Origin of the sequence: Aeromonas sp. 600724 (genome assembly GCF_049175135.1) — a bacterium.
Taxonomy (GTDB): Bacteria; Pseudomonadota; Gammaproteobacteria; order Enterobacterales; family Aeromonadaceae; genus Aeromonas; species Aeromonas veronii_A.
Genome location: NZ_JAAKUM010000004.1, coordinates 237,942 through 261,882 on the forward strand (window position 1 = coordinate 237,942; position 23,941 = coordinate 261,882).

Annotated in this window: 17 protein-coding genes, 1 tRNA gene and 2 rRNA genes; 6 read left to right on the forward strand and 14 right to left on the reverse strand. The window is 60.3% G+C overall.

Features of this window, described 5'->3' with window-relative positions:
* Positions 1-45 precede the first annotated feature (45 nt).
* Positions 46-1,044 (reverse strand): sensor domain-containing diguanylate cyclase, encoded by a 999-nt coding sequence (locus tag G5168_RS05865; protein ID WP_216952682.1) that lies wholly within the window; start codon positions 1,042-1,044, stop codon positions 46-48.
* A 190-nt stretch (positions 1,045-1,234) separates the two neighbouring features.
* The gene (locus tag G5168_RS05870; protein ID WP_227341565.1) at positions 1,235-2,131 is read right to left on the reverse strand and encodes a helix-turn-helix transcriptional regulator; all 897 of its coding nucleotides are present in this window, start codon (positions 2,129-2,131) and stop codon (positions 1,235-1,237) included.
* A gap of 75 nt (positions 2,132-2,206) precedes the next feature.
* Between G5168_RS05870 and G5168_RS05875 the strand changes: the two genes are divergently transcribed.
* Positions 2,207-2,605, forward strand: a complete 399-nt coding sequence (locus tag G5168_RS05875; RefSeq protein WP_227341566.1) for a VOC family protein — start codon at positions 2,207-2,209, stop codon at positions 2,603-2,605.
* Between the two features lie 497 nt (positions 2,606-3,102).
* Here G5168_RS05875 and G5168_RS05880 read toward each other — a convergent pair whose 3' ends face one another.
* From G5168_RS05880 to G5168_RS05910, 7 genes are all read right to left on the reverse strand, one after another.
* Positions 3,103-3,855 (reverse strand): hypothetical protein, encoded by a 753-nt coding sequence (locus tag G5168_RS05880; protein WP_421251969.1) that lies wholly within the window; start codon positions 3,853-3,855, stop codon positions 3,103-3,105.
* Positions 3,856-3,944: 89 nt separating this feature from the next.
* Positions 3,945-6,008: an exodeoxyribonuclease V subunit alpha gene (gene recD, locus G5168_RS05885; protein ID WP_421251970.1), complete on the reverse strand. Its 2,064-nt coding sequence runs from the start codon at positions 6,006-6,008 to the stop codon at positions 3,945-3,947.
* The gene (gene recB / locus G5168_RS05890) at positions 6,005-9,613 is read right to left on the reverse strand and encodes an exodeoxyribonuclease V subunit beta (protein WP_421251971.1); all 3,609 of its coding nucleotides are present in this window, start codon (positions 9,611-9,613) and stop codon (positions 6,005-6,007) included. The genes recD and recB overlap by 4 nt, the downstream gene beginning before the upstream one ends.
* A complete protein-coding gene (recC, locus tag G5168_RS05895) occupies positions 9,613-12,966 on the reverse strand; it encodes an exodeoxyribonuclease V subunit gamma (protein WP_421251972.1) in 3,354 nt (1,117 codons plus the stop codon). The genes recB and recC overlap by 1 nt, the downstream gene beginning before the upstream one ends.
* 257 nt (positions 12,967-13,223) lie before the next feature.
* Complete coding sequence (locus tag G5168_RS05900; protein ID WP_005336513.1) at positions 13,224-13,616, reverse strand: DoxX family protein; 393 nt, start codon at positions 13,614-13,616, stop codon at positions 13,224-13,226.
* 39 nt (positions 13,617-13,655) lie between these two features.
* Positions 13,656-14,342 carry a pirin family protein gene (locus G5168_RS05905; RefSeq protein ID WP_216952676.1) on the reverse strand — a complete coding sequence of 229 codons (687 nt, stop codon included), beginning with the start codon at positions 14,340-14,342 and terminating at the stop codon, positions 13,656-13,658.
* 30 nt (positions 14,343-14,372) lie between these two features.
* The gene (locus tag G5168_RS05910; RefSeq protein WP_013723379.1) at positions 14,373-14,705 is read right to left on the reverse strand and encodes a hypothetical protein; all 333 of its coding nucleotides are present in this window, start codon (positions 14,703-14,705) and stop codon (positions 14,373-14,375) included.
* A 258-nt stretch (positions 14,706-14,963) separates the two neighbouring features.
* On the opposite strand from G5168_RS05910, the gene G5168_RS05915 reads away from it, so the two are divergent.
* Together G5168_RS05915 and G5168_RS05920 are read left to right on the forward strand one after the other, a co-directional pair.
* Positions 14,964-15,878: a LysR family transcriptional regulator gene (locus G5168_RS05915; protein ID WP_213390526.1), complete on the forward strand. Its 915-nt coding sequence runs from the start codon at positions 14,964-14,966 to the stop codon at positions 15,876-15,878.
* 99 nt (positions 15,879-15,977) lie between these two features.
* The gene (locus G5168_RS05920; RefSeq protein ID WP_421251973.1) at positions 15,978-16,397 is read left to right on the forward strand and encodes a hypothetical protein; all 420 of its coding nucleotides are present in this window, start codon (positions 15,978-15,980) and stop codon (positions 16,395-16,397) included.
* Between the two features lie 178 nt (positions 16,398-16,575).
* Here G5168_RS05920 and G5168_RS05925 read toward each other — a convergent pair whose 3' ends face one another.
* On the reverse strand, positions 16,576-16,926 hold the full coding sequence (locus G5168_RS05925) for a hypothetical protein (RefSeq protein ID WP_005355311.1): 351 nt from the start codon (positions 16,924-16,926) through the stop codon (positions 16,576-16,578).
* Between the two features lie 199 nt (positions 16,927-17,125).
* On the opposite strand from G5168_RS05925, the gene G5168_RS05930 reads away from it, so the two are divergent.
* The 3 genes from G5168_RS05930 (at position 17,126) to G5168_RS05940 (ending at position 20,775) form a co-directional block, all read left to right on the forward strand.
* Entirely contained in the window at positions 17,126-17,848 is a 723-nt protein-coding gene (locus G5168_RS05930; RefSeq protein ID WP_005342708.1) for a response regulator, read from the forward strand.
* 33 nt (positions 17,849-17,881) lie between these two features.
* Complete coding sequence (locus tag G5168_RS05935; RefSeq protein ID WP_421251981.1) at positions 17,882-19,246, forward strand: ATP-binding protein; 1,365 nt, start codon at positions 17,882-17,884, stop codon at positions 19,244-19,246.
* A 140-nt stretch (positions 19,247-19,386) separates the two neighbouring features.
* Complete coding sequence (locus G5168_RS05940) at positions 19,387-20,775, forward strand: diguanylate cyclase domain-containing protein (protein WP_421251974.1); 1,389 nt, start codon at positions 19,387-19,389, stop codon at positions 20,773-20,775.
* Positions 20,776-20,842: 67 nt separating this feature from the next.
* Here G5168_RS05940 and G5168_RS05945 read toward each other — a convergent pair whose 3' ends face one another.
* The 4 genes from G5168_RS05945 to G5168_RS05960 form a co-directional block, all read right to left on the reverse strand.
* Positions 20,843-22,795, reverse strand: coding sequence for a ligand-gated channel protein (locus G5168_RS05945; protein WP_421251975.1), 1,953 nt, complete (start codon positions 22,793-22,795; stop codon positions 20,843-20,845).
* A 599-nt stretch (positions 22,796-23,394) separates the two neighbouring features.
* Positions 23,395-23,471 (reverse strand) — tRNA-Asp (locus G5168_RS05950).
* Between the two features lie 96 nt (positions 23,472-23,567).
* Positions 23,568-23,682: ribosomal RNA gene (gene rrf / locus G5168_RS05955) — 5S ribosomal RNA — on the reverse strand.
* A gap of 117 nt (positions 23,683-23,799) precedes the next feature.
* Positions 23,800-23,941: ribosomal RNA gene (locus G5168_RS05960) — 23S ribosomal RNA — on the reverse strand; the annotation flags it as partial.

The following is a 23,941-nucleotide window of genomic DNA, read 5'->3' on the forward strand; positions in this document are numbered from 1 at the left end:
GCCACAGGTTTCACGCCTGCGGCCCTTCTATTGGCTGATGTGCCATCAGCAGATCTGATTCTTGCCCTGCTGCTTGGCCTGATAGAGCGCCCGATCGGCACGCACCATCAGACTCTCCTTCTGCTCACCCTGCTGATACTCCGCCACTCCGAAGCTCATGGTGGTGACACCGCGGGGACAGATGGGGTTCGTCACCATCAACGCCTGAAACTTGTTCGCCACCACCAACGCATCTTCACGGCCGGTATTGGGCAGCAGCACCATAAACTCGTCGCCACCCCAACGAGCCAGCAGATCAATCTCGCGGATATGGTCGCGCACCAGCGCCACTATGTTGATCAGGGTCTGATCCCCGATATTGTGGCCATAGCTGTCATTGATCTGCTTGAAGTTGTCCACATCCATGGCAATCACGGTAAAAGGCAAGTGAAAGCGGCGCGCCCGTTCGCACTCCAGCTGCAACGCCCGCTCCAGCCGATAGCGGCTGGCGGCACCGGTCAGGGCATCAGTCTCCGCCAGCTGACGATTCTCCTCCACCCTCTGTTGCAGTGCCTCGTTGACTCGCACCAGCTCGGCGGTGCGCTCCGCCACCAGTTGCTCCAGCGACTGATTGCGCAGCTCCAGCTGCTCCAGCAGCAACTTGCTGGCGTGGATATTGCGATGGGCGCCGATCATCCGCGCCACAGACCCATCGGGATTGCGCTCTATGATGCGGCCGCAATCCTCGATCCAGATATAGTCTCCGCCGCGACTGCGGCAGCGATACTCGACCCGGTAGTCGGGGGCGGCGCCGCTCAGATAGGCATCGAAGCTCGCCATCACCCGATCCATGTCGTCGGGGTGGATCACACTCTCCCAGGTGAAGACATTGTTGCCTAGAGTATGGGGCTCGTAGCCCAGCATCCGGTACCAGCCCGGGTTGCGATAGACGAAACCGGTGTTGGCATTCCAGTCCCAGATGCCATCGCTGATCACCTCGAGAATGCCATGTACCACGGCTTCGCTGACATCCGAGATCCTGATCGTGTCGCTGTCCTGCAGCATGGGAGACCATCCTTGTATTGCCGCCCCGCTGGGGCGCGGGGCATTCCAGCCTGATGTTGAGAAATGATAGCGGCAGACGGCTGCACAGTCCGCTATCCGTTGATCGATGAAAACCGCCACTACTTGTTCCGGTTATCGGCCGCCATCGGGTTCGTCTGAATAACATTAGCAACCAGTGTGGCTCAATATTTCACCCTTGTCCGGTTTTAAAGGCAGGATGATGCAGGTTGCGATAGTGGCTGGGCGCCAGGCCATGCTGGCGTTTGAAGGCGGTGGAGAAGTGGTACTCGTTCTTGAAGCCGCACTGCTCGGCCAGCAGCTTCACCGGGTCGGCCCGGCTGGCCAGCAAGAGCGCCGCCCGCTGCAGCCGCAGCCGTTGCAGCAGCGCCATGGGCGCCAGCGCGAAGTGCTGCTGGCAGAGCCGGTAGAGCTGGCGCTCGGAGAGATGCAGGGCGCCAGCCATGCGCGCTATGTCCCACGGCTCGGTCAGCGCCTCTTTGAGCAGCAATTCGAGGCGCAGCGCCAGCCGCTCGCCACGCCGCTGCCCCTCCCCCTTTTGCAACAGACGGCGCAGGTAAAAGCCGAGCTGCTCAACCAGCAGGGCGCTGAGCAGCGGGTCCTGATGGCGCTCCTGCTCCGCATAGAGGTTCTCGAGCGTGCGCAGCACGGTAGCCTGCTGGGAGGTACAACCGAGCCGGGGGTGGCTGGCGAAGGCATCCCAGGGGGAATCCTTGTGCAGCAGCAGCCACACCAGCTCCCACTCACTCCCCTTATTCACCTGCTGGTTCAACGGCTCACTCAACTGATAGCAGAGTGGCTCCCCGGCTGGGATCAGCGCCCACTCCCCGGCCTGCAACCGCTCGCGGCGATCGCCCACCTGCACCTCCCCCTCACCGCCCAGGGTCAGCAGAAAACAGTGCATATCGGCAAAGCGGCGCGCGATGCGGTAGCGGGTCTTGAGACGGGAATAGCCCGCCAGCCACACCTGCTCCTGTGCGAGGGCCGGCAGCAGACTGTCGCAACAGATCTGCTCGCGGCAGTCGGGGGAGACATCGATAATCTCGGTGTTGGCAGTTTCAGACATCATCAGGACGGGCTCAGCCATGTCGAAGGGACAGGCCCCAGCATAGCATTAAGGGCATCGAGTCACAGGAGACCAGCCATGCATATCCATCACGTCGCCATCTGGGCGCAGGATCTGGAGGCACTCAAGGCATTCTACTGCAACCTGTTTGGCGGGCAGGCCAATGAGCGCTATCACAACCCGAGCAAACAGTTCAGCTCTTACTTCGTGCGTTTCGAAGGGGGCGCCAGCCTGGAGCTGATGCACACCCCCATACTGTTTCCGGCAGATCTCACTCTGCCACACCCGTTGCAGGGGCTGGCCCACCTCGCCTTCTCCCTCGGCAGCGTGGAGGAAGTGGACAAGATGACCGCCCGCCTCAAGCTGCTCAAGGGCGCCGAGGTGAAACACCTGGACGGCCCCCGCTGGACCGGCGACGGCTATTACGAGAGCACCTTCCTCGACCCGGAAGGCAACCGGCTGGAGCTGACCATCTAATACCTGAATGCTCCCCTCACTCTGGCCCTCTCGTAAGTTCGATTAGCGAAGCGTAATCGGACAGCGGTAACGGCATTGCTCCCTTCTCCCATTTATTAAAAAAGGAGGAGAAGGGCTGGGGATAAGGGAAAGGAAAAAGAGATTTCGCGGTAAACGTTGGGCTTCGCTACGCTCGCCACAACCTACACGATCGGTAGTTTGGTGCTGAGCCTGCGAAGCCCAACATACTCGATTACCCAATTACGCGATCGTCCGATTACGCTTCGCTAATCGAACCTACACATGCCCGATAAACCAGTGGTGTGAAATATATCAAAAGAAGCCCAATCTCCCTTCTCCCCTTGCGGGAGAAGGGTCGGGGATGAGGGGAAGGAAAAAAGAGAGCACGCGGTAGACGTTGGGCTTCACTACGCTCAGCCACAACCTACACAATCCGTAGGTTGTGTGCTGAGCCTGCGAAGCCCAACACACGAGATAAGCTACAAGCCATGAAAAAATCAGAATGGAATATCATCATCCCATACATAAAATTTATTCCTAACATCGGATATTTCATTTCTAATTTTTTCTATCTCATCAAATTTTGTATCGCTTACGATTTTATTCTCCAGGGAATTCAATGCTCTGTCCAGATTGGCAACAACTCTCCCAATATAATCTCTTTGTTCTGAATCTTGCGCTGACAAGCGTTTATTAGTATGTTCCAATTGTGCAATAGAAAGACTTAACTTATTATTATCAGCACGAAACTCTTTCGATTTAAGTTCGAAGTCAGAAAGCAATTTCGCATACTTACCCTTAAGATTTATTATTTCACGAATGAGCTCTAATTTTTGACCTGCCCATAATTCTAATTCTTTGTCTTTTAACTTAACAACATATTCATCAGTTGACTCAATTTTTGCGCACACGGTCTCCTTTCTTCTAACAAAGGCGTCTTTCTGCGCTTTATTGCTATTTTCATCTCTAATTTTATCAATGCAATTATCATGTATAAAGCTGTAGATCGTATTTAAAACTGGAAGTATTACCAAATATCCGACAGATACTAAAAATGGGATTAACAGATCATCTGTACCCCCCCAACTTTTGTTCTTTATAATGTCAAGCTTTCCTTGGTTACTTTCCAATATAAACCTAGCCACTCCATTTATATTCAAAAACATCCAAGACAAGACGAACGCGCCGATAATAGGATTGTTTAGTCTAGATGTTGCATTATCTTTCAATGGCTTAAGTACATCCTTCATCAATAACCTCTAATCAGAATCGATTCATGACAATATGCAGCAAATTTCTTTTCCCATGGCGGTAAATCCCTTTACCGCCATCCAATCAATCACTCCCCCAACCTCTCCGCCAATCCGGAATAACGCTCGGTCTTTTTCCGCACCGCCTGTGCCAGCAGGGCGCGATCGCCGTAGAGATCGAGTTTCGCCTTGGCGCGGGTGATGCCGGTATAGACCAGCTCGCGTGTCAGCAGCGGGCTGGGGCTGTCGGGCAGCACCAGTACGGTATGGGCAAACTCCGAGCCTTGGGATTTGTGGATGGTCATGGCGTAGACCGTCTCGTGGGGCGGCAGCCGGCTTGGCAGCAGGGCACGCAGGGTGCCATCCGGCTGCTCAAACCAGACCTTGAGCCGGCCAGTTTCATCGGGCAGGCAGAGCCCCATATCGCCGTTGTAGAGACCGACCCCGTGGTCGTTGCGCACCACAATCACCGGGCGACCGGCATACCAGTCGCCGTCGCGGGCAATCAGGCCAGCCCGTGACAGGGCCAGTTCGAGCCGCTCGTTAAGACCCAGCACCCCGAACGGGCCATCTCGCAGGGCACAGAGGATCTGGAAGCTGTTGAATGCCTTGAACACGGCGGCGGGCGCTTCCCCCGCGCGGGCCGCCTTCAGATAGCTGCCGTAACCGGCTACCCCCTGGGCAATCAGGACACCGTAGGCCTCCCCCGCCCAGGGGTGCAGGCTGATATCGGCGAATCCTGCGCCCCAGACTGATTCCACCGCCGTGGCATCGCCGCTGTTGCAGGCGCGCGCCAGCTGGCCGATGCCGGAGTGCTGATCAAAGCGCCAGCTCTTGGCCAGCAAACAGAGGCTATCACGCACCGGCGCCCCCGCGGGCGTGCCCTGCAAGCGGTAGCCGGTCTGGCGGGAGAGCCAATCTGCCTGCGCCGGGCTGATGCCCTGTTCGATAAAGCTGCAGATATCGCCGAGCACGGCCCCCGCCTCCACCGAGGCGAGCTGATCCTTGTCGCCGAGCAGGATCAGGCGGGCGTGGCTCGGCAGTGCATCGAGCAGCCGCGCCATCATCGGCAGGTCGACCATGGAGGCCTCATCCACCACCAGCAGGTCGAGGTGCAGCGGGTTGCCCGCGTGGTGGCGGAACTGACTGCGCCCCGGAATGACCCCGAGCAGCCGGTGCAAGGTGCCCGCCTCGGTGGGGATCGCCTCCACCCACTCGGGGGGCAGATCGAGGGCCTGCAGGGCAGAGCCGATACTCTCGGTGAGGCGCGCCGCCGCCTTGCCGGTGGGGGCCACCAGCCGGATCGCCGGGGCCTTGCCCGCTTGCAGGCCGGTCTCCACCAAAATGGCGAGCAGTTTGGCAACCGTGGTGGTCTTGCCGGTGCCGGGGCCGCCGGAGATCACCGCAAAGGGGCGCGCCGCTGCGGTGGCCGCCGCCAGCTTCTGGCCGTTGCAGCAGAGCGCCTCGGGCACCAGCTTATCCAGCTTGCTCAAGTCGCTCGCCGCCTGGGCGCTGGCGAGCAGCACTTCGATAGCGGGCCAATCCACCTCGTTCGGGCACACCAGATCCAGATACTTCTCGATAAAGTGGCGGGCCGAGAAGTCGGGGGCGAGGCGGGCCTTGAGCAGCGCCGCGAACACCAGCCCGTAGTCGCGGGCAAACAGCCGCGACAGGGCCGGGGCGATCTCCGGCCATTCGGCGCGTTCACTCAACGCGCGCAGATGGCGGGCCACCCCCAGTTCAAAATCGTGATAACGGGTGAGATAGAGCCGCCCGTGCCACAGCCGCAGCGGCCAGCGCGGGGTTAGCCCCTCATCCTGTTCCGTACCCACGAGCGGGCTTGCCGCAAACAGGGCTGGCCAGCGGGCAGGATCCGCCAGATCCCCCAGCAGATCCCGGCTCTGCTGGGGATCCAGCCCGAACGGGCGCAGGGATCCGGCAGCGAGCATCTCCAGCGGCAGACAGACATGGCCACGCCCCAGTTCGAAGCAGGTGAGCGCCGCCCCCAGCACCAGCTCGGGGCTGCCGCCAAGGTCGGCCACCAGCCTGGCAAATTGCAGATCCAGCTGGCGGATACGGCCAGCCAGCGCCAGTGTTTTGAGCCGTTCAACCATCATTGCGCTGGTCGCGGTGCTGATCATGGTGCCGCTCATGCTTCTACCTCGTTCAATGCTTGAGATCCCGCAGCTGGCAGCTCACTGCCTTCGCTAAACAACTTATCCAGCCCCAGCACCAGTTCACGGCTCGGGCGGGTATGGAAAATGCCCCCCTGCGGCATGCCGCGCAGGAACAGATAGAAGACCCCGCCAAAATGCTGCTCGAAGTCGTAGCCCGGCAGGCGCAAAGTGAGCAGCCGGTGCAGCGCAAGCGAGTAGAGCTGGTATTGCAGGTCGTAGCGGTGCTCGGCCATCGCCCGCTCCAGCGCCGAACGGCTGTAATCGGCCGGGCTCATGCCGAGGTGGTTCGATTTGTAGTCGAGCAGATACCAGCGCCCCTGCCACTCGAACACCAGATCGATAAAGCCCTTGAGCATCCCCTGCACGGTGGCAAAGCTGAGCGGCTTGTTGCCCCGCGACAGCGGGTCGTGCTGCTGGCAGAGCGCGGTCAGCGCCGGTGCCGTCACCCGACCCATGGGCAGGAAGAACTCCAGCTCCACCTGTTTGCGCTCGGGGGCCAGATCCCGCAGCCGCACCGGATCACCAAAGCCTGTTTCCAGCGGGGTATCCAGCACCGCCTCCACCTGCTGTTGCAGCACCGGTGCCCAGCTCTTGTCGAAGCCGTCTTGCAGCAACAGACTGGCGATATGCTCTGCCAGCGGCTCGCCCGCAGCGCTCTGAAAATCGATGGTCTCGAACAGGCTGTGCAGCAAGGTGCCGGGGCGCGCCCCTTTCGGGAAGGTGAAGATGGAGGGCTGGGGCGCCTCCTCCGGTTGCTCGGAAGCCAGCGCAGCCGCCTCGGTGACGACCTCGTCATCGAAGCCGGGATTGGCCAAGACCCCCTTGCTGTGACCATGACCCTGCGCCGCCAGCCCCGAGTAGGAGCTGATCCACCAGTCCCGCTCAAGGGAACCGCTAAAGTGGCGCACCTGCGGCTCGCCCAGCTGCTCTTCCTCTGGCGGCAGCGGGGCCGGACGGGTGAGCGAGGGCTCACCGACGGCCACCCCGGGCAGCGCCTGTGACAGCTCGGTCAGAGCGGTCGCCAGCGTCTGCGCATCCCCCTCCTCGCCCTTTTGCAGCAGGTAGCCGATGGCGGTGTGGTGCAGGTCGGTCTTCTCCGACTTGCCTGCTCCCGCCCGCACCGGTGCCAGCCCCAGCCAGGTGGCGTAAACGCCCCGGGTCAGCGCCACATAGAGCAGCCGCAGATCTTCGGCAAGGCGCTCCCTGTCCGCTTCGGCGAGCGACGAGTCGGCGCCGGTCAGATCGAGAATGGTGCGATTGCCCGCCTCGTCCGCCTCGTGATAGAGCGGGGTCTCGGCGGTTCTGTGGCTGCAGATAAAGGGCAGGAACACCAATGGATATTCCAGCCCCTTGGATTTGTGGATGGTGACGATCTGCACCAGCTTGCGCTCGGATTCGAGCCGCAGTACCTGCTCAGCATCCTGCCCGTTGGGGCGGCTCACCGCCTCCCCCAGCCAGCGCAGCAGGGCATATTCGCCATCCAGCTCGCTGCTCACCTGTTGCAGCAGCTCGCCAAGATGGAGGAAGTTGGTCAGCCGCCGCTCGCCATAAGGGCTCGCCAAAAGAGAAGAGGCGAGATTGCGCCGGTGCAGCAGGGCCCGCAGCATCGCCAGCACGCCACGGCGGTGCCAGATCTTGCGGTACTCCATAAACTCCTGCACCGCGCTCTCCCACGCCCGCTCGTCGCTGGCCAGTCCATCGAGCGCCTTGGCGTCCAGATCAAACAGGCCGGTGGCGAGCGCCGCCCGCAGGCTGCGCTCTTCGCTCGGGTTCTGGCAGGCGTGCAAAATCAGCAGGATCTCCCGCGCCTCCGTCTGCTCCAGCACGCTCTCGCGGTTCGACAGATAGACTGAGGCGATGGCGAGGCGCGCCAGCTCCTGCTGCACCAGCTTGCCCTCTGCGCCGGTGCGCACCAGCACGGCGATATCCCCGGCCTTGACCGCCTTGTCGCCGATCAGCGCCTTGCCCTCGCGGGCCAGCGTCAGCAGACGATGGATCTCGGCGGCGGTGGCGCGGGCCATCTTGCTCTGGTAATCCCCCCGATTGAAGGTGGGCTGGCCGGTCAGCTGCCAGCAGTGGAGCACCGGCGCGGTGGCACCATCGAGCAGCAGCGCCTTGCTCTTGCCCTGCGCCTCTACCGGCAGGAAGGGGATATCCGCTTCGTAGATAAAGGGATCCTTGGCCCGTTCGAACAGGCCATTGACCGCCCCCACCAGCGCACTGCTGGAGCGCCAGTTGCGCCCGAGGGTGTAGTGGGCGCTCACATTTCGCCGCGCCTGAATGTAGGTAAAGATGTCGGCGCCGCGAAAGCCGTAGATGGCCTGCTTGGGGTCACCGATCATCAACAGCGCCGTGTCGCTATGGCCGCCGTAGAGGCGATGGAAGATGCGGTACTGCTGGGGATCGGTATCCTGAAATTCGTCGATCATCGCCACCCGATAGGTGGCGCGAATGCGCTCGCAGAGCCTCTCGCCAAGGCTGGAGCCAAGCGCCCCATCGAGGTCTTTCAGCAGGTCATCGAACGAGAGCTGATGGGCTTGGCGCTTGCTGGCCTGCATCCGGCTGCGCACCACTTTGGCCGCCCGTTGCAGGATCAGATCCCGAATGCCGGGGCGGCTCGCCAGCAGCTGGTCGATCTGGCTGAACAGCGGCAGGGTCGGCACGGCGCCCCCCTTCTTGAGGTTCTCCTCCAGCACCGTCTGGCCGAAGCGCTCCAGCTCCTTGGGGATGGCGTAGCCACTGCTCTCGTCCTGCGCCCAGTCGGCTATCTTGGCAAGCCACCCTTCGTAGTTCTTGCCGGTGTAGCGGCTGATCTGGCCGTCTGTCTGGCGGCGGATCTCGTCCACCTGCGCCAGCCATTCACTCTTCACCGCCGCGATGCGGCTCATGGCCGCCTGATGGCGGGTGGCGAGGGTCTCGTCCCCCAGCGCGGGGTGGATCTCCAGCTCGCTGTTGTCGAGCCAGCTGCCCATCTCCCGCAGCAGGGCGGCGGGGCTTGGCCAGAGCGCGCGCACGGCGCTGGCGAGGGCTTTATCCACCGGATAGAACTCGGCTCGCCAGTAGTCGCTCACCGCCTGCAACCTGAGCTGGCTATCGTCGGTAAGAAATTCGGTTTCAAAGAGGGCGCCCGACTCGAAGGCGTTCTGCTTGAGCATCCGCTGGCAGAAGCCGTGGATGGTAAAGACCGCCGCCTCGTCCATCTGCCGCTCGGCGGCCAGCAGGCGACGGGCCGCCAGCTCGTGATCCTCCACCTCGGCCAGCAGCATGTTCAACAGAGCGTCACGGCTATGGCCGCGCATAAAGGCGAGGCGCGCCTCGTGGATGCGGCCACGGATCCGTCCGCGCAGCTCGGCGGTGGCCGCTTCGGTAAAGGTCACCACCAGAATTTCGGTCACCGAGAGCGGCCGCTCGTGGGCGCTCGGCTGACCAGAATCGGCCCCCTCTTCGATGAGCGGGCCGTGGCCCAGCAGCAGGCGCAGGTAGAGACCAGCGATGGTGTAGGTCTTGCCGGTACCGGCGGAGGCTTCGATCAGTCGTTCACCATGGAGGGGAAAACGCAGGGTATTGAGCGGGTTAGCCATTATTTCAGCTCCTCCAGGGTCTTGAGCAGCGGGGTCAGGTGTTCGCGGGCCAGCGCCTGCAACTGACCAAGCACCTCATCATCGAGTTCGGGGAAGCAGCGGGCGACGTAAGGATCTTGCCCCTCCCCGTTGATCATCCAGCCGCCGTTGAAACGGGTGAGGGCCGCCTTGTCGGCCGCCTCCGGCTTGTCGGGATCCTTCTCGATCGCCTTGAGCCAATCCCATGCGGTGTTGGGGAAGAACGGCAGCGGCCGCTTCATCCCCTGCGCCCAGCACGCCACCAGCGCCGCCAGCTTGGGGCGCGCCTCGTCGGCAGAAAGAGCAGGCAGTCGCAGACTCTGTTTGGCATCGAACAACAGGGTGTCGCCGGGGGCGCCACTCAATGAGAGGCAGAGGTGCTGGATCCAGCCCAGCAGCAGATCCTTGCCGTTGAAGCTGCCGGGTTTGACCACCAGCAAGCGCCCCTTCTGAGTGTCGATCCACCCTTGCAGCTGGCCCTGAGTGAGGGAGATATCGATCTCCACCGCCTGTTTTTCTGACTCATTGGCCGCAACCCATGGCCGCAGCCGATCCGCCAGCTTGCCCATCTCGGCATCCAGATCGTCCAGCAGCAGGCTGCCGAACCACCCTTGCGGCAGCAGGCCGGTGAGCTGCAACCGCTCGCGACGCTCGGTACTTTCACCTTCCGCCAGATGGGCATCGAGCAGCAGATCTTTCAGCTGATAATGTTGCAGGCCATCCAGCTCGAACGGCTCGCTGTCCTCGATGTTGGCTTCGTTCAGCTCAAACCACACCTTGAGGCGACGGTTGAGGAAATATTTGGTGGGCTGGCGATAGAAGCGCAGCAGCTCCGCCAGCTCCAGCCCCTGCTCCTTGCCCCATTCGGGGGGCAAAGGCAGCTCGCCGCTCTGGAAGTTGGCCGCGCCGCGCACCGGATTGAGGGCGGGCAACCAGTCGGCGGCATAGGTAAAGAGGCGTGAACCAGGCTCCGGATAGAAGTAGTTGCGGCTGTAGGGGGTGAGCGGGTGCGCCACCATCAGGTGGTTGAGCAGCCGCTTGCCGGAGGTTTCGTCATCGAGATCCTCATCCCCCGCCAGCACAAAGCCCTGCCGCACATAGTCGATCAGCTCCGCCAGCAGCACCGACGGCACCTTGTCGCTGTTGTCCTGCGCGCTGAAGCCCTGATAGCTGATATAGAGCCCCTGCTGGGCGCTGAGCAGCGCCTCGAGGAAGAGGTAGCGGTCATCATCGCGACGGGAGCGATCCCCACGCCGCGACGCTACCGCCATCAGGTCGAACCCCATGGGGGCCAGGGTGCGCGGGTAGACGCCATCGTTCATGCCGAGCAGACAGACCTGCTTGAAGGGGATGGAGCGCATCGGCATCAGGGTGCAGAAGTTGACCTGACCGGCGAGGAAGCGCTGGCTGGAGCGGGACTCCCCCAGCACGCTGCCGAGGTAATCCTGCAACAAGTCGGCGGTAATGGGCTGCTCGAAACGGGCCTCGCCGAGCCGGGTCTGCCACTCGACCAGCTGGCTGCGAATCAGCTGGAGTTGACGCTCTTCATCCTCGTCGGCCAGATAGAAGCGCTCCAGCAGCGCCAGCAGGCAGGCGTTCCACTCGGCCAGCGGCTGCGCCTGTTGCAGGCGGGGCAAAAACTCGGCCAGCGAGTCGACAAACCAGGCGAGCTTGCCAAGTGCCAGCCCCTGCTGACCCTCGATATCGGCGTAAGGCAGAATGCCCGCCACCGGCTCACCGTCGCCCATGGCAAAACCGAGCAGCATGCGGCGCAGGCCGAACAGCCAGCTGTTGCCGGACATGGGCGGCAGATCGAAACGGACTGGGTAACCGTCATCCAACCCCCAGCGGATGCCGGTCTCCTGCACCCAGACCCGCAGCTGGTTGAACTCGTCGTCATCCAATTCGAAACGGCGCAGCACGGCGGGCACCTCGAGAATGGCGAGCAGCTCCCCCGCCCCGAAGCGGGCGTTGGGCAGCCTGAGCAGGGCGAGGAAGCTTTGCAGCAGCGGGCTCTCCTGACTCGCCGCCCGATCCGAGACCGCAAACGGGATCTGACCGCGCGCGCCAAACACCGCCTGAATGTAGGGGCCATAGCTGTTCACATCCGGCATCATCACCACCACATCTTTCGGGGTGAGGGTCGGGTCCTGCTCGAACAGCGCCAGCAGCCGGTCGTGCAGCACCTCGAGTTCGCGCATCGGGCCATGGCAGGCGTGGATCTGCAAGGATCCATCCGCCGGATCGATCGGGCTCTTGTGATGGCTGCTGTCGAGATCGAACTGACCGGCGCCCCGTTCTGCCAGCTCCAGCACATCCTTCTGGATGGCGCGCAGCAGGCTGACATTGCCCTTGCCATCCACTTCGTCGATATCGACGAAAGCCTCGATTTGCGGCACCTCCAGCTCCATCAGCTGATGCAGGTAGTCGCGCCCCAGCTTGCCCATGGAGGCGAGCAGCGGGTTGGCGGGGCCTTGCAATGTCTCGATGTCGGTACCGGGTTTGAGCTTGTTCTCCAGCCGAGCCAGGGTCTTGCGATCCAGCAGATCCCCCCAGTAGTAACGGCAGGGGTTGGTGACGAACAGGTGCACCTCCACCTCCGGTCGGCTACCGAGGGCCAGCAGCGCCTCCACATAGCGCGGCGGCAGCGCCGAGATGCCGAACACGAAGACCCGTTGCGGCAGCTTGCCCGGCAGATCGGCGGTGCGCGCCAGCTCGTGGATAAACTCCTCGTAGAGGTTGGCGCGGTGGTAGCCGCTCGGAGAGAGCGCCAGGGTGCGGGCCACCAGCTCGCGCCACAGCTCGGGCTGCCAATCCTGACCGCTCACCCCGGCCAGCTCCTGACTCAATCCTTCCCCCTCTTCCCAGCGGGCGATCCAGTCCGGCCGGTAGACCAGATACTGGTCAAACAGATCCGCCACCTTCTGGCAGAGCTGCCACAGCCGCACCTGCTCGGGATCCTGGGCGGGATCCTCGTCCTCTCCACCGCCCAGATAGGCGGCGAGCGGGGCAAAGGCGGGGCGATCCAGCAAGGCAGGCATAATGGTCATCAGTTGCCAGCTCATGGATCCCTTGTTGTAGGGGCTCTGGCGCGGCACATCTGCCAGCACCCGGGTGAACATCTCCCAGATAAAGCTGGCGGGCAGCGGAAAGTCGATATTGGCGGCAATGCCAAACGCTTTGGCTAGCTCCAGCTTGAGCCACTGGGCCATGCCCGGACTCTGCACCAAGATCTGCTCCCGATCGAAGGGGTGAGAGAGGGGGGCCTGCCGGATGCGGCTCACCAGCAGCTCTTTGAGCAGATCCAGCTGATTGGAGTGGTAGAGGGTAAACATGAGCAATTCCCGCCTGTGGATGAGAGGGGGCGAGGGAAAAGGCGAGCCATTTCCGTCACTTCACAAGAGAGGGAATTGTCGGGGATCGGGGGATAAGATGCAAAAGGCACTTGTGGCCAGCAGGCGGGCAAACCGCTGAACCATGAGGGGGACCGCAGATTTGTGCAGCTGCCTCATCGCCCCGGAAAACGCAGACAGAAAAAAGCCGGTGCAGGGCACCGGCCAAAAGGCATTGGAAAACTTGACTCTTCAGGGCATTACCAGTTTTTGCCGAGACGGGCATCCACACTGAAAGCCCCTGCTCCGGCCGCCGCCAGCGCCAGGAAACCACCGGCGACGGAGACGTTCTTCATAAACATCAGCATCTGCATCTGTTCGGCAGGCTGGTAGTGGAAAATAAAGGCAGCCATCAGGGTGAAACCGGCCAGCAGCACGGAGAGGCTGCGGGTAAAGAGACCGAGCACGACGGCAAGGCCACCACCCAGCTCAAGCAGGATCACCAGCGGCAACATAAAGCCCGGCACACCCATCGCTTCCATATAGCCCTGAGTACCGGCATAGCCGCCGATCTTGCTCCAGCCCGCCATTACGAACATCAGCGCCAGCAGTACACGACCCGCCAGCAGCGCTACATCTTTCATCTTGTCCATTTCATATTCCTCGTTTGTGTCACATCACCGCTGACTGCTTCAGGGTAGGTCAAATAACAGGGCTTGGCTGGCACTGGTCGCAACCAGCTCCCACCGGTATTCATCACGACTGAGTACCCCGTCGCCGGGTCGGGCAGCCAGACCGTTGGCGGCAAGCGTACCTGAAATCATCTGCAGGTAACCGTGTCGGCCAGCCAGTGCCCATTCGAGCGTCTCGCCCGGGGCCAGTTCCAGCCGCCATACGCGGGCCTGTTGGCGGATCCGCAGCGATCCCGCCTCGCCATCCGGTGACGCTACCAGCGTCATGCCCGGTCTGGACTCGATCTTCTTCTGCTGATACCCGGGTGGCGTGCCGAACTCGTTCGGCTCGATCCAGATCTGCAACAGGGAGAGGGGTTCCGTCTGCGAGGGGTTGTACTCGCTGTGGCGGATCCCGCTACCTGCACTCATCAGCTGGAAATCCCCTGCCGGGATCTGCTCGGCATGGCCGAGGCTGTCCTTGTGCTCTATGGTGCCTTGCAGCACGCAGGTGAGGATCTCCATATTGGCGTGAGGGTGGGTGGCGAATCCGCCACCCGGCGCAACCAGATCCTGATTGATCACCCGCAGTACCGAGTGTCCCATCCACTCCGGGTCATAGTAGTGACCGAAGGAGAAACTGTGGCGCGCGTCCAGCCAGCCAAAGTTGGCCTTGCCCCGCGCTTCTGCGGCTCTCAATTGCATCATGGTCTGCTCCTCATCTACCGGGACGGTTGATTAACGCTGTTTGCCGCTACCGATACCGAACGGAATACGGTATTCGCTGCTCTGGTCAGCCAGGCTGACGGTCAGGTTGCCCTGGGTACGGCTTGGGATCCGTACCTGCTGGGTGCCAGTCAGGTTGGCGTGGACTGATGCCAGCAGATCGCCAGACTCGTCACGCACTTCCAGCATCGGATTGGCTTTGCCATCCATTGCGGCAGTGGCGTTCCAGTTCACAAACAGCACGCCGGGCATGGCATTGAAGTCAGCCGGTACGGAAGCTTGGGCGAAACCTGTGGTCATCAGGCCTGCAACGGCCAGCATCTTGATTACGTTTTTCATGTTCATTCACTCTCTTGTTTTATATGTCATTGCCAAGGCCTTTTCGGCCAGAATCAATGCATCCATGCAAGAGGTTATTCAAATAGTGTGTTGTTCTTTCACCGACATCAGACAGACCGATTTGGTGTGTCACAGTGCGGAACTACCCGCATATTTGGCCGCTCGACGTTCCTGCCTAAGCGTTGATTGAATATTAAAGTGACATGACCTAACTTGTTAGCGAGATAAACTGGCAAACATATTCAAAAAAATTGAAGGTGAGGAATGGCCAAGGAATCGAACAAGGAGCGGGCGCTGACCCTGGAGGCAATCCGGGTGCTGGATGCCATCGACCGCCGCGGCAGCTTTGCGGCGGCGGCCGACGAGCTGGGCAAGGTGCCCTCGGCATTGAGCTATACGGTGCAGAAGCTGGAAGACGAACTGGATGCCATGCTGTTTGACCGCAGCGGCCACCGCACCAAGTTCACCCCGGCGGGGCGCATGCTGCTGGAGCGCGGCCGGGTGCTGCTGGAGGCAGCCGAGCATCTGGTGGGAGAGACCCGGGCGCTGGCCCGTGGCTGGGAGACCGACATCACAGTCGCCGTCGATGCACTGGTCCCGGTGCAGGCCCTCTACCCCTTGGTGGAGAAGCTGGCCGAGCAGACCGATACCCGACTGCGGCTGCGGGCCGAGGTGCTGGCGGGTAGCTGGGAGTGTCTGGAAGATGGTCGCGCCGACCTGCTTATCTCCTCCATCAACCCCGACATCATGATGACCGGCATCAAGCATCAGGTGATCAAGGACGAGGTGATGCTCTACGTCGCACATCCCGCTCACCCGCTACATCAGGAGCCCGAACCCTTGGCCGACGAGACCCTGCGCCGCTACCGCGCCATCGCCGTCGCCGATACCGCCCTGCGCAAGCCGGTGCTCACCTACCGCCTGCTCGACAAGCAGCCGCGTCTCACTGTCAGCACCATGACGGAGAAACGGGATGCCCTGCTGGCAGGGATCGGCGTCGGTACCATGCCACAGAGCTGGATTGAGGAGGACATCCGGGCCGGACGACTCAAGGTGATCAGCCCCGAATATCGCCATCAATTGCAGGTGGTGCTGGCCTGGCGGCGAGACACCATGGGCAAGGCCAAAAGCTGGCTGGTGCGGGAGATACCAAAACTATTTGCAACTGGTGAGAAATGAGATCCAGTTAACAGAAATGTTAATTGCATGCCTCACTTGACGCCCAATATCTTTGCTGATTTCATAGCCGCCTCATTGAACCCATGGAAGCTGTAGAAAATGAAAAAGAGTTTGCTGGTTGCCCTCACCACCCTGCCCCTGTTTGCCAATGCCGGCCTGATGGACTCGCTGACCGACAGCGTCACCAGCAGCGTCAAGGATGCGGCCAGCACTGCCGTATCCGGTGCCATGGACAGCGCATCCAACGAAGCCATCAAAAAGGCACTGGATATCAAGGAAGGCGGCTCCAACAAGCAGGCAGTCAAAGATAAGCTGGGCGCTCCTGCCACCACCAAGACCGAATCCGGTCTGGAAGTGTGGACCTATGATCTGGATGCCCTGAAGAAGGCCTCTCCGCTGCTGGCAGAAACCACCAAGACCCTGCTGAAAGATACCGACGCCGCCAAGAAAAACGTGGTCATCAAGTTCGAAGGCGAAACCGTCAAGAAAGTAGACCTGACCGACAAGGCTCAAGGCTAAGTTCGATCGTCCGGTGGAGTGGGCTGAACACCCGCATCGGCACAGATAGCAAGAGGGGGGAGCATCAGGCTCCCCTCTTTTATTGGCAATCACCAGCGTTCAACCAATCTGCTGCTCAACGCAGTAAACGCAAAAAGGGTGGCCTCGGCCACCCTTGGGTTGATAACAGCTGGCGCTGTTACTGGTTCGCTTCGGCGAACTGCTTCATCGCTTCGGCGTGCTTGGTCATACCGGCGGCACGCTCGTTGAGCTTCTTGATGAACTCCGCCTTCTTGGCAGGATCCTCGATGCGATCATAACGTTGCTGCAAGTTGGCCTGGATCTGCTCCGGGGTCATGTTCTGCATACGAGCCATCTTGTCGTGGCGACCACCGTGGTGTTTACCACCCATCATGCCACCACCGTCCATCGGGCAATCCACCATGGCGCCGGGCTGGCCGGTGGGGGCCGCTTCACTGGCAGCATAGGCACCCAGCGGCAGGCCAAGGATCAGGGTGGCGGTCAGCAGGGTTTTGGTCAGCTTTTTCATGGTCTATCTCCTGTAGGGATGATTCTGGTTCGGCGCTCTTGCCTTGCCCTCAAGTAAACACCCTATCGGTGTCTGAACTTTGCCAGCATCGCCCTTTTTTGTAGCAGAGTGTGGCATCGTGCGGATCTGGCACACTTTGACACAAACCGCCATCCGGATTTTCGTATACTCGGGCCAACGCCAAGCAGGGGAGGTATTCATGAACCAGGGCAACACCCACATTCTGGTGGTCGACGACCACAGCGAGATCCGCGATCTCTTGAAACGCTTTCTGGAACAGCACGGCCTGCGGGTCAGCTGCGCCCGGGATGGCAAGGAGATGAAGCGACTGCTGGAGGAGCGGGAGTTCGACCTGCTGGTGCTGGATCTGATGATGCCGGGTGAAGATGGTCTGACCCTCTGCCGCGAGCTGCGGGTCAAATCGAACCTGCCCATCATCATGCTCACTGCCATGGGGGAAGAGACCGACCGCATCATCGGATTGGAGATGGGGGCCGATGACTATCTGGCCAAGCCCTTCAACCCGCGCGAACTGCTGGCGCGCATCAAGGCGGTGATGCGCCGCACCCAGGCCGAGACCCAGCCTGCCGCCGAGACCCTGACCCGGGATCTGCGCTTCGATCGCTGGCTACTCGACGTCAATCGCCGGGAGCTGGTCGATGAGGATGGGGTGGGCCTCAGCCTCTCCACCGCCGAATTCGATCTGCTCAAGGTGTTTCTCGAACGCCCGCAACGGGTGCTGAGCCGGGATCAACTGCTGGATCTGGCCCGTGGCCGCGAGGCGGTGGCCTTCGATCGCGCCATCGATACTCTGGTGAGTCGACTGCGCCGCAAGCTGGAGCGGGATCCCAAGAATCCGGAGCTGATCAAGACCATCTGGGGTGGCGGCTATATGTTCTCCGCCGACGTGACGCAGGCATAAGCGGTGACCTTTTTGAAACGACTGTGGGCAAAAATATGGCCCAAGGGGCTGACAGGCCAGATCATTCTGGTGGCGCTGGCAGGGCTGATCCTGATCCAGCTGCTCAGCATCCAGATCTACCGCTCGGATCGGGAGGAGGCGCTTGGCTTCGTCAACAGCCGCAACGCCATGCAGCGGATCATCTCTGTGGTCAGGCTGCTCTCTCTATCACCCCCATCTCTCTATGACGAGATCCTCAAGGCGAGCCGCAGCGAAACCCTGCTGCTGCGCCTCTCAGACGAGCCACTGCAACCGGATAATCGCAGCCCCCGCTTCGAGCAGCTGGTGCGCTCTCGGCTCGGCTACCCGCAGGGTCTCACCATAGAGATCAGCGCCGAGCTGAAAGAGGATGCCCAGCGCAGCAAAGCCTGGGAGCATCACGCCCGCATGATGCGGGATCGCAAGGGGCCACCGCCCCCATCACGCGACATGCGGCTCTATGGCTCCATCGAACTGCCGCAGGGAGGTTGGCTGCAGTTCAGCTCACTGGTCGACAAGGAGGCGGGCAGCTGGTCGTGGCAAACCACCCTCAATCTTATGCTGGTCGCCAGTCTGGTGATCGGGCTGATGGTGCTGCTGTTTCGCCGTGCCACTCGCCCGCTCAAGCAGCTGGCAGGCAACGCAGAGCGGCTCGGACGGGGCGAGGATATCGAGCCCTTGAAAGAGGAGGGGCCGACCGAGATCCGCGAATCGATTCAGGCCTTCAACCGGATGCACACCCGGCTCGACCGCTTCGTGCAGGACAGAACCCAGATGCTGGCGGCCATCTCCCACGATCTGCGCACCCCCATCACCAGCCTGCGGCTGCGTACCGAATTTCTGGCCGATAGCGAGGACAAGGAGCGCATCCAGCAGACCCTGCAACAGATGGAGCAGATGCTGGCCGCGACCCTCAGCTTTGCTCGCGAGGAGGGGCAGCAGGAGGCCACCCGCGAGCTGGATCTGGTCAGCCTGCTGGTCAGCCTGTGCGATGACTATGCCGATACCGGCCAGCCGGTCACCTGTCTGGCGGAGGGCAAAGAGGTCTACGCCTGCCGGGCCAACACCCTGCGCCGGGTGCTGCAGAACCTGATCGGCAACGCCATCAAATATGCCGGCAGCGCCGAAGTGTCGCTGGAGCGACGCAAGGAGGAGCTGTTGATCCGGGTCTGCGACAACGGGCCAGGGATCGATCCTGCGCGGCTGGAAGATGTGTTCAAACCCTTCGTACGGCTAGACGAAGCGCGCAACACCGAGTCCGGCAGCGTAGGGCTCGGGCTCTCCATTGCCCGCACCCTGGTCCATCAGCACGGCGGCGAACTGACCCTGCTCAATCGGCCACAAGGTGGGCTGGAGGCGCGGATCAGCCTGCCGCTGTAAGTAGTCACTCTATCCGCCGACCTTGTCATGGCGCCGTTTACATCATGCAAACTTCATCATTTGAGCGCTTGTTCTTCGATCAGAAAGGTGGTGATAATCGGTGACCACGGGACGGTATACGGCAACGGATTGGAGCAAGGATGGCCTCTTCCAGGACAGGAGTCATAGTCAGTATCGGATGGGGGCTCCTGCTGCTCGCCCTTGCCCTGCCTGCCTGGGCCAAAGCCCCGGAAGAGCCGATCATCATTACCAACTCCAAAGCCTGGCAGCCCTTCTCCTATATCAATGAGTCGGGCCAGCCGGATGGCCTGCTGATCGATTTGTGGCGTGAATATGCCCGGGTGACCGGCCAGAAGATCGAGTTCAGGCTGGTCGACTGGCAGGGCTCCCTCGACCTGCTCCATGAGGGGAAAGCGGATGTTCACGCCGGACTGCTCTGGTCACCGGAGCGGGACAAACTGTTCGACTATGGCCGGCCTCTCGCCCAGCTCGACTCCCAACTCTTCTTCTCGAGCGAATTGCGCGGCACCGATGTCCACTACTACCTGCTCCATGAAACGGTCGGTGTGGTAGCCGGTGGCTACGAGGAGTATTACGCCAGACGCTACTTCCCCGGCACCAGACTGCAAACCTTCAATGACAATGACACCCTGCTGGCTGCGGCCTTCAAGGGTGAAGTGAAGGCCTTTATCGCCGATCTGCAGGTCGCCAACTTCTACATCTATACCTCGGACGATCCCACCCGCTTTATTCCGGTTCGCCACCTCTATACCGACCAGATCCGCTTTGCAGTGAAAAAGGGCGACCTTGCCCTGTTAAACCGGTTGGAAGAGGGGTTCGCCAAGCTCAAAGAGAGCGATCGGGAGCGGATCATCCGCAAATGGATGCATGTCGAAACCGTCTACCCCATCCATCTCGGCCCCTGGCTGCTGTTGGCCGGAGTGTTAATCATGGTGGCCTACATAGTGCAACTGCGCCGCGCTGTTGCCAGCCGTACCACCGAGTTGAGCCGCGCCAACGCCAGACTGGAGAAGCAGGCCAGTACCGACCCCCTGACCGGCCTGCTCAACCGACGGGCATTCATGCCTGCCATGGAGCAACGACTGGCAAGCGGGGAGCCCTGTGCTCTACTGCTGTTCGATGTGGATCACTTCAAGGAGACCAATGACCGCTTTGGTCATGGCATCGGGGATCTGTTGCTGGAAAAGCTGGCCACGACTGTGACGAACCTGTTACCCGAAGAGGCTCTGCTGGCTCGCATCGGCGGCGAGGAGTTTTGCCTGCTGCTGCCGTTGGCCACGCTGGCAGAGACAGAGCAGTGGGCCAAACGCCTCTGTCAGGAGTGCAATCAACAAACCCTGTACACCAACAATAGTGCAGTGACACTATCCATCAGCACAGGTGCAGTCTGGGTAGCAGCAAACAGAGAAGCAGATGCTGACCAGCTATTGCGGCAGGCTGACGCCCTCATGTATCAGGCCAAGGGACTGGGTCGCAATACCTGGCAAGCCGCCGCCTATCAGGCATAGTCCCCTGACGAACACGCAATAAAAACGGCCGCCATCGGAAGATGGCGGCCGCATGACAGGTTCCCTATCAGAAGTTGTAAGTCACGCCCAGGTTGTAGCGGCGACCATCCAGCACAGTGCCATAGCTGCTGTAATCCACTGTCTTGTCGAACAGGTTGTAGACCCCGGCAGTCAGATCCAGATGCTTGTTGGCCTTGTAGACCAGGCCCATGTCAAAGAAGGTGTAGGAAGGAGTCCCTTCCGCCATCTTGACCCGGCTCAGGTACTCGGAGGTCTCGCCACGGAAGTTGACCCGTGACCAGAGGCTGAGATCCTCGGTGGTTTGCCAGTCAACACTGCCGTTGAACATGTGACGGGGCATCTGGTTGAGGGCATGACCCGCCAGTGGACCACTCTTCTGCTCGGACTGGGTAAAGGTGTAGCTGGAGCTGACCGACCAATCCTCGTTGATAGCCCAATCCATCATCCCCTCGACCCCGCGCATGTTCGCCTTGTCGACGTTGACCCGATCACTGATGAAGTCATAACTGTACCCATTGAGGGTACAGGCGGGATCGCTCTTGCTGGTGCAGCGACGCACTTCGGAGATCTTGTTCTTGAAGTCGGTGTTGAACAGGGTAACCCCGGCGTTGAAACCCTGATGACCGTTCCACAGCAGACCGATCTCTTCACTCACGCTAGTCTCGGGTTTGAGGTCCGGGTTACCGACAAGCATACCATCCAGGCTGCCACCACCGGTGACCTGACCCCAGTTGGCCGCTGACATCCGCAAGTCAGGAGAGCGGTAACCGGTCGAGACGCCTCCTTTCAAGGTCCAACTGTCATCCAGATGCCAAACTCCGTAGAGGCGAGGGCTCCAGTGAGAACCGTAGTTCTGATCCCGATCCATGCGTGCGCCACCGGTCAGGGCAAAGCTGTCAGTGAGTGACCACTCATCTTCGACAAACATCGCCCAGCTCCAGCGGGTCAGCTGCTCGGCAGGGTTGGCCACTTTCAGGGTATTACCCTGATCGTGCAGATCCTCATAGCGATACTGACCACCGACGCTCAAGTAGTGATCCCCCAGAATAAACTGGGTATGGGTATCGGCGATGGTGTTGGTGAGCTCCATCTTGCGGCCGGGGTTGGTGTTGGTTTCCTGCTGCAGATAGCTGCTGGAGGAGCCGAAATCATACTGACCATCATGGGTCAGCGCATAGTTGGTGCGCTCGTATCGGTTAAGGCTATCTTTCGCCTTGGCAGCCAGCGAATTGCCGGCCGTGCGATCCCGATCCTGCAGACTGCGACTGGCTTCCAGATCGAAGCGGTTATGGTCATCAGGCTTGAAGCTGAGCACCGCCGTGCCACTGCGAGTCTCCTGCTCGGCAAAACCCTGGATAAATTTGTCTTCACCACGATGGGCGAGCTGACCATTGAAACGCAGCCCCAACACGCCATCGATCAGTGAACCTGCGGTATAGGCATCGGTCTGGAAGCTGTTGCCAGCATCCTTGTTCTCCTGGAAGGTAGAATCAGCATGAACCGAGCCCTGCCAGGCCAGACCGGTGGTCTTGCGGGTAATCACGTTAATCACGCCCCCCATGGCATCGGAACCATAACGGGATGACATGGGGCCACGGACGACCTCAATGCGCTCAATCGCCTGCAGTGGCGGCAGCCAGCCCTGTTCGATACCCGGACCATCGCTGTTCGGGCGAGTGCCACGGCTATCCACCTTCTTGCCATCAACAAGCATCAGAGTGTATTTCGACCCCATACCGCGAATGCTGATATCACTGCTGCTGCCACCGCCAGTCACCACAACACCGGGAACATCCTTCAGGGCATCGGTCACATCGCGATATGCCCGTTTCTCCAGCTGCTCACGGGTAATCACGGAGATGGAGGCGGCAGAATCTTCAATCTTCTGCTGGAAGCCGGAAGCGGTGACGACCATCACCTCTTGTTCGGCAGCATAGGCCTGGGTCGCAAGAAGGGAGCAGATCAACAAGGCAAGCTTGTTCGGTTTCACTGTTGTCATGTTTTAGCCTGAACATTTTTAGTAGGAAGGTGACGTATTCCCTTACTTCACTCATTACAACGCCCTGGCATCCGGCCAGACGCAGCATTAGAAAAGGCTCATTTGAAAAGCACTTTATTAATCAGCCCGCATTGTAACGACCCCGACCCGATCATTCAAACAATAATCATTATCATTTGTATTGCATGGCATTCCTGCTGAAAAACAGCTCATTCTTGATAAGAGACTGCTTTAATGGAATAAATCCATAAGTAAAAAAGGGGATTATACAAACAAGTGGAAGCGATGACGTACCGTTGCAAGATGGCCTGGTTTAATCCTCAAGCTCTATCAGCTCGCAGCGGAACAATATGGCCAAGATGGGATGTGTTGCGATACAGAGGTGGAAACAGGAGCAAGAACACCAATAGGGGAAGGTATTGCCATCGTGGCGGGATATCGGCAGCTCACCAGCAGGCTAAAAAAACATCAAAGCCCAGTCGTAAGACCGGTCATGAAGCCGAGCTTTGGTATTTGTTCTGGTATGCAAACCTGTGGGTCACTTGATAAAAACGCCCATAACAAAAAGGCCTTCCCATCTGGGAAGGCCTTCAAATTAGTGGCGGAGCGGACGGGACTCGAACCCGCGACCCCCGGCGTGACAGGCCGGTATTCTAACCGACTGAACTACCGCTCCGCATTCGGTTAGCTTTCGCTAAATTGTTTGCCGCGTCAGTGAGGTGTCATCCTCGCAGCCAGTGACGTCATTCTTCACATCACCGTTTAATTGGGTGCCTGGCAGTGTCCTACTCTCGCATGGCGAATGCCACACTACCATCGGCGCTACCGCGTTTCACTTCTGAGTTCGGCATGGGATCAGGTGGTTCCACGGCGCTATGGCCGCCAGGCAAATTCTTAATCTAGAAAGCTGACGTGAGTAACGAGGTTGCGCTTGGCTTGTCGTTATCACTGAATTAGTAGTTCGCTCGTTTGCTACAAGCCTTAGAACACTTCTTGGGTGTTGTATGGTTAAGCCTCACGGGTAATTAGTATGGGTTAGCTCAACACATCACTGCGCTTACACACCCCACCTATCAACGTTGTGGTCTCCAACGGCCCTTTAGGACCCTCAAGGGGTCAGGGATGACTCATCTCAGGGCTCGCTTC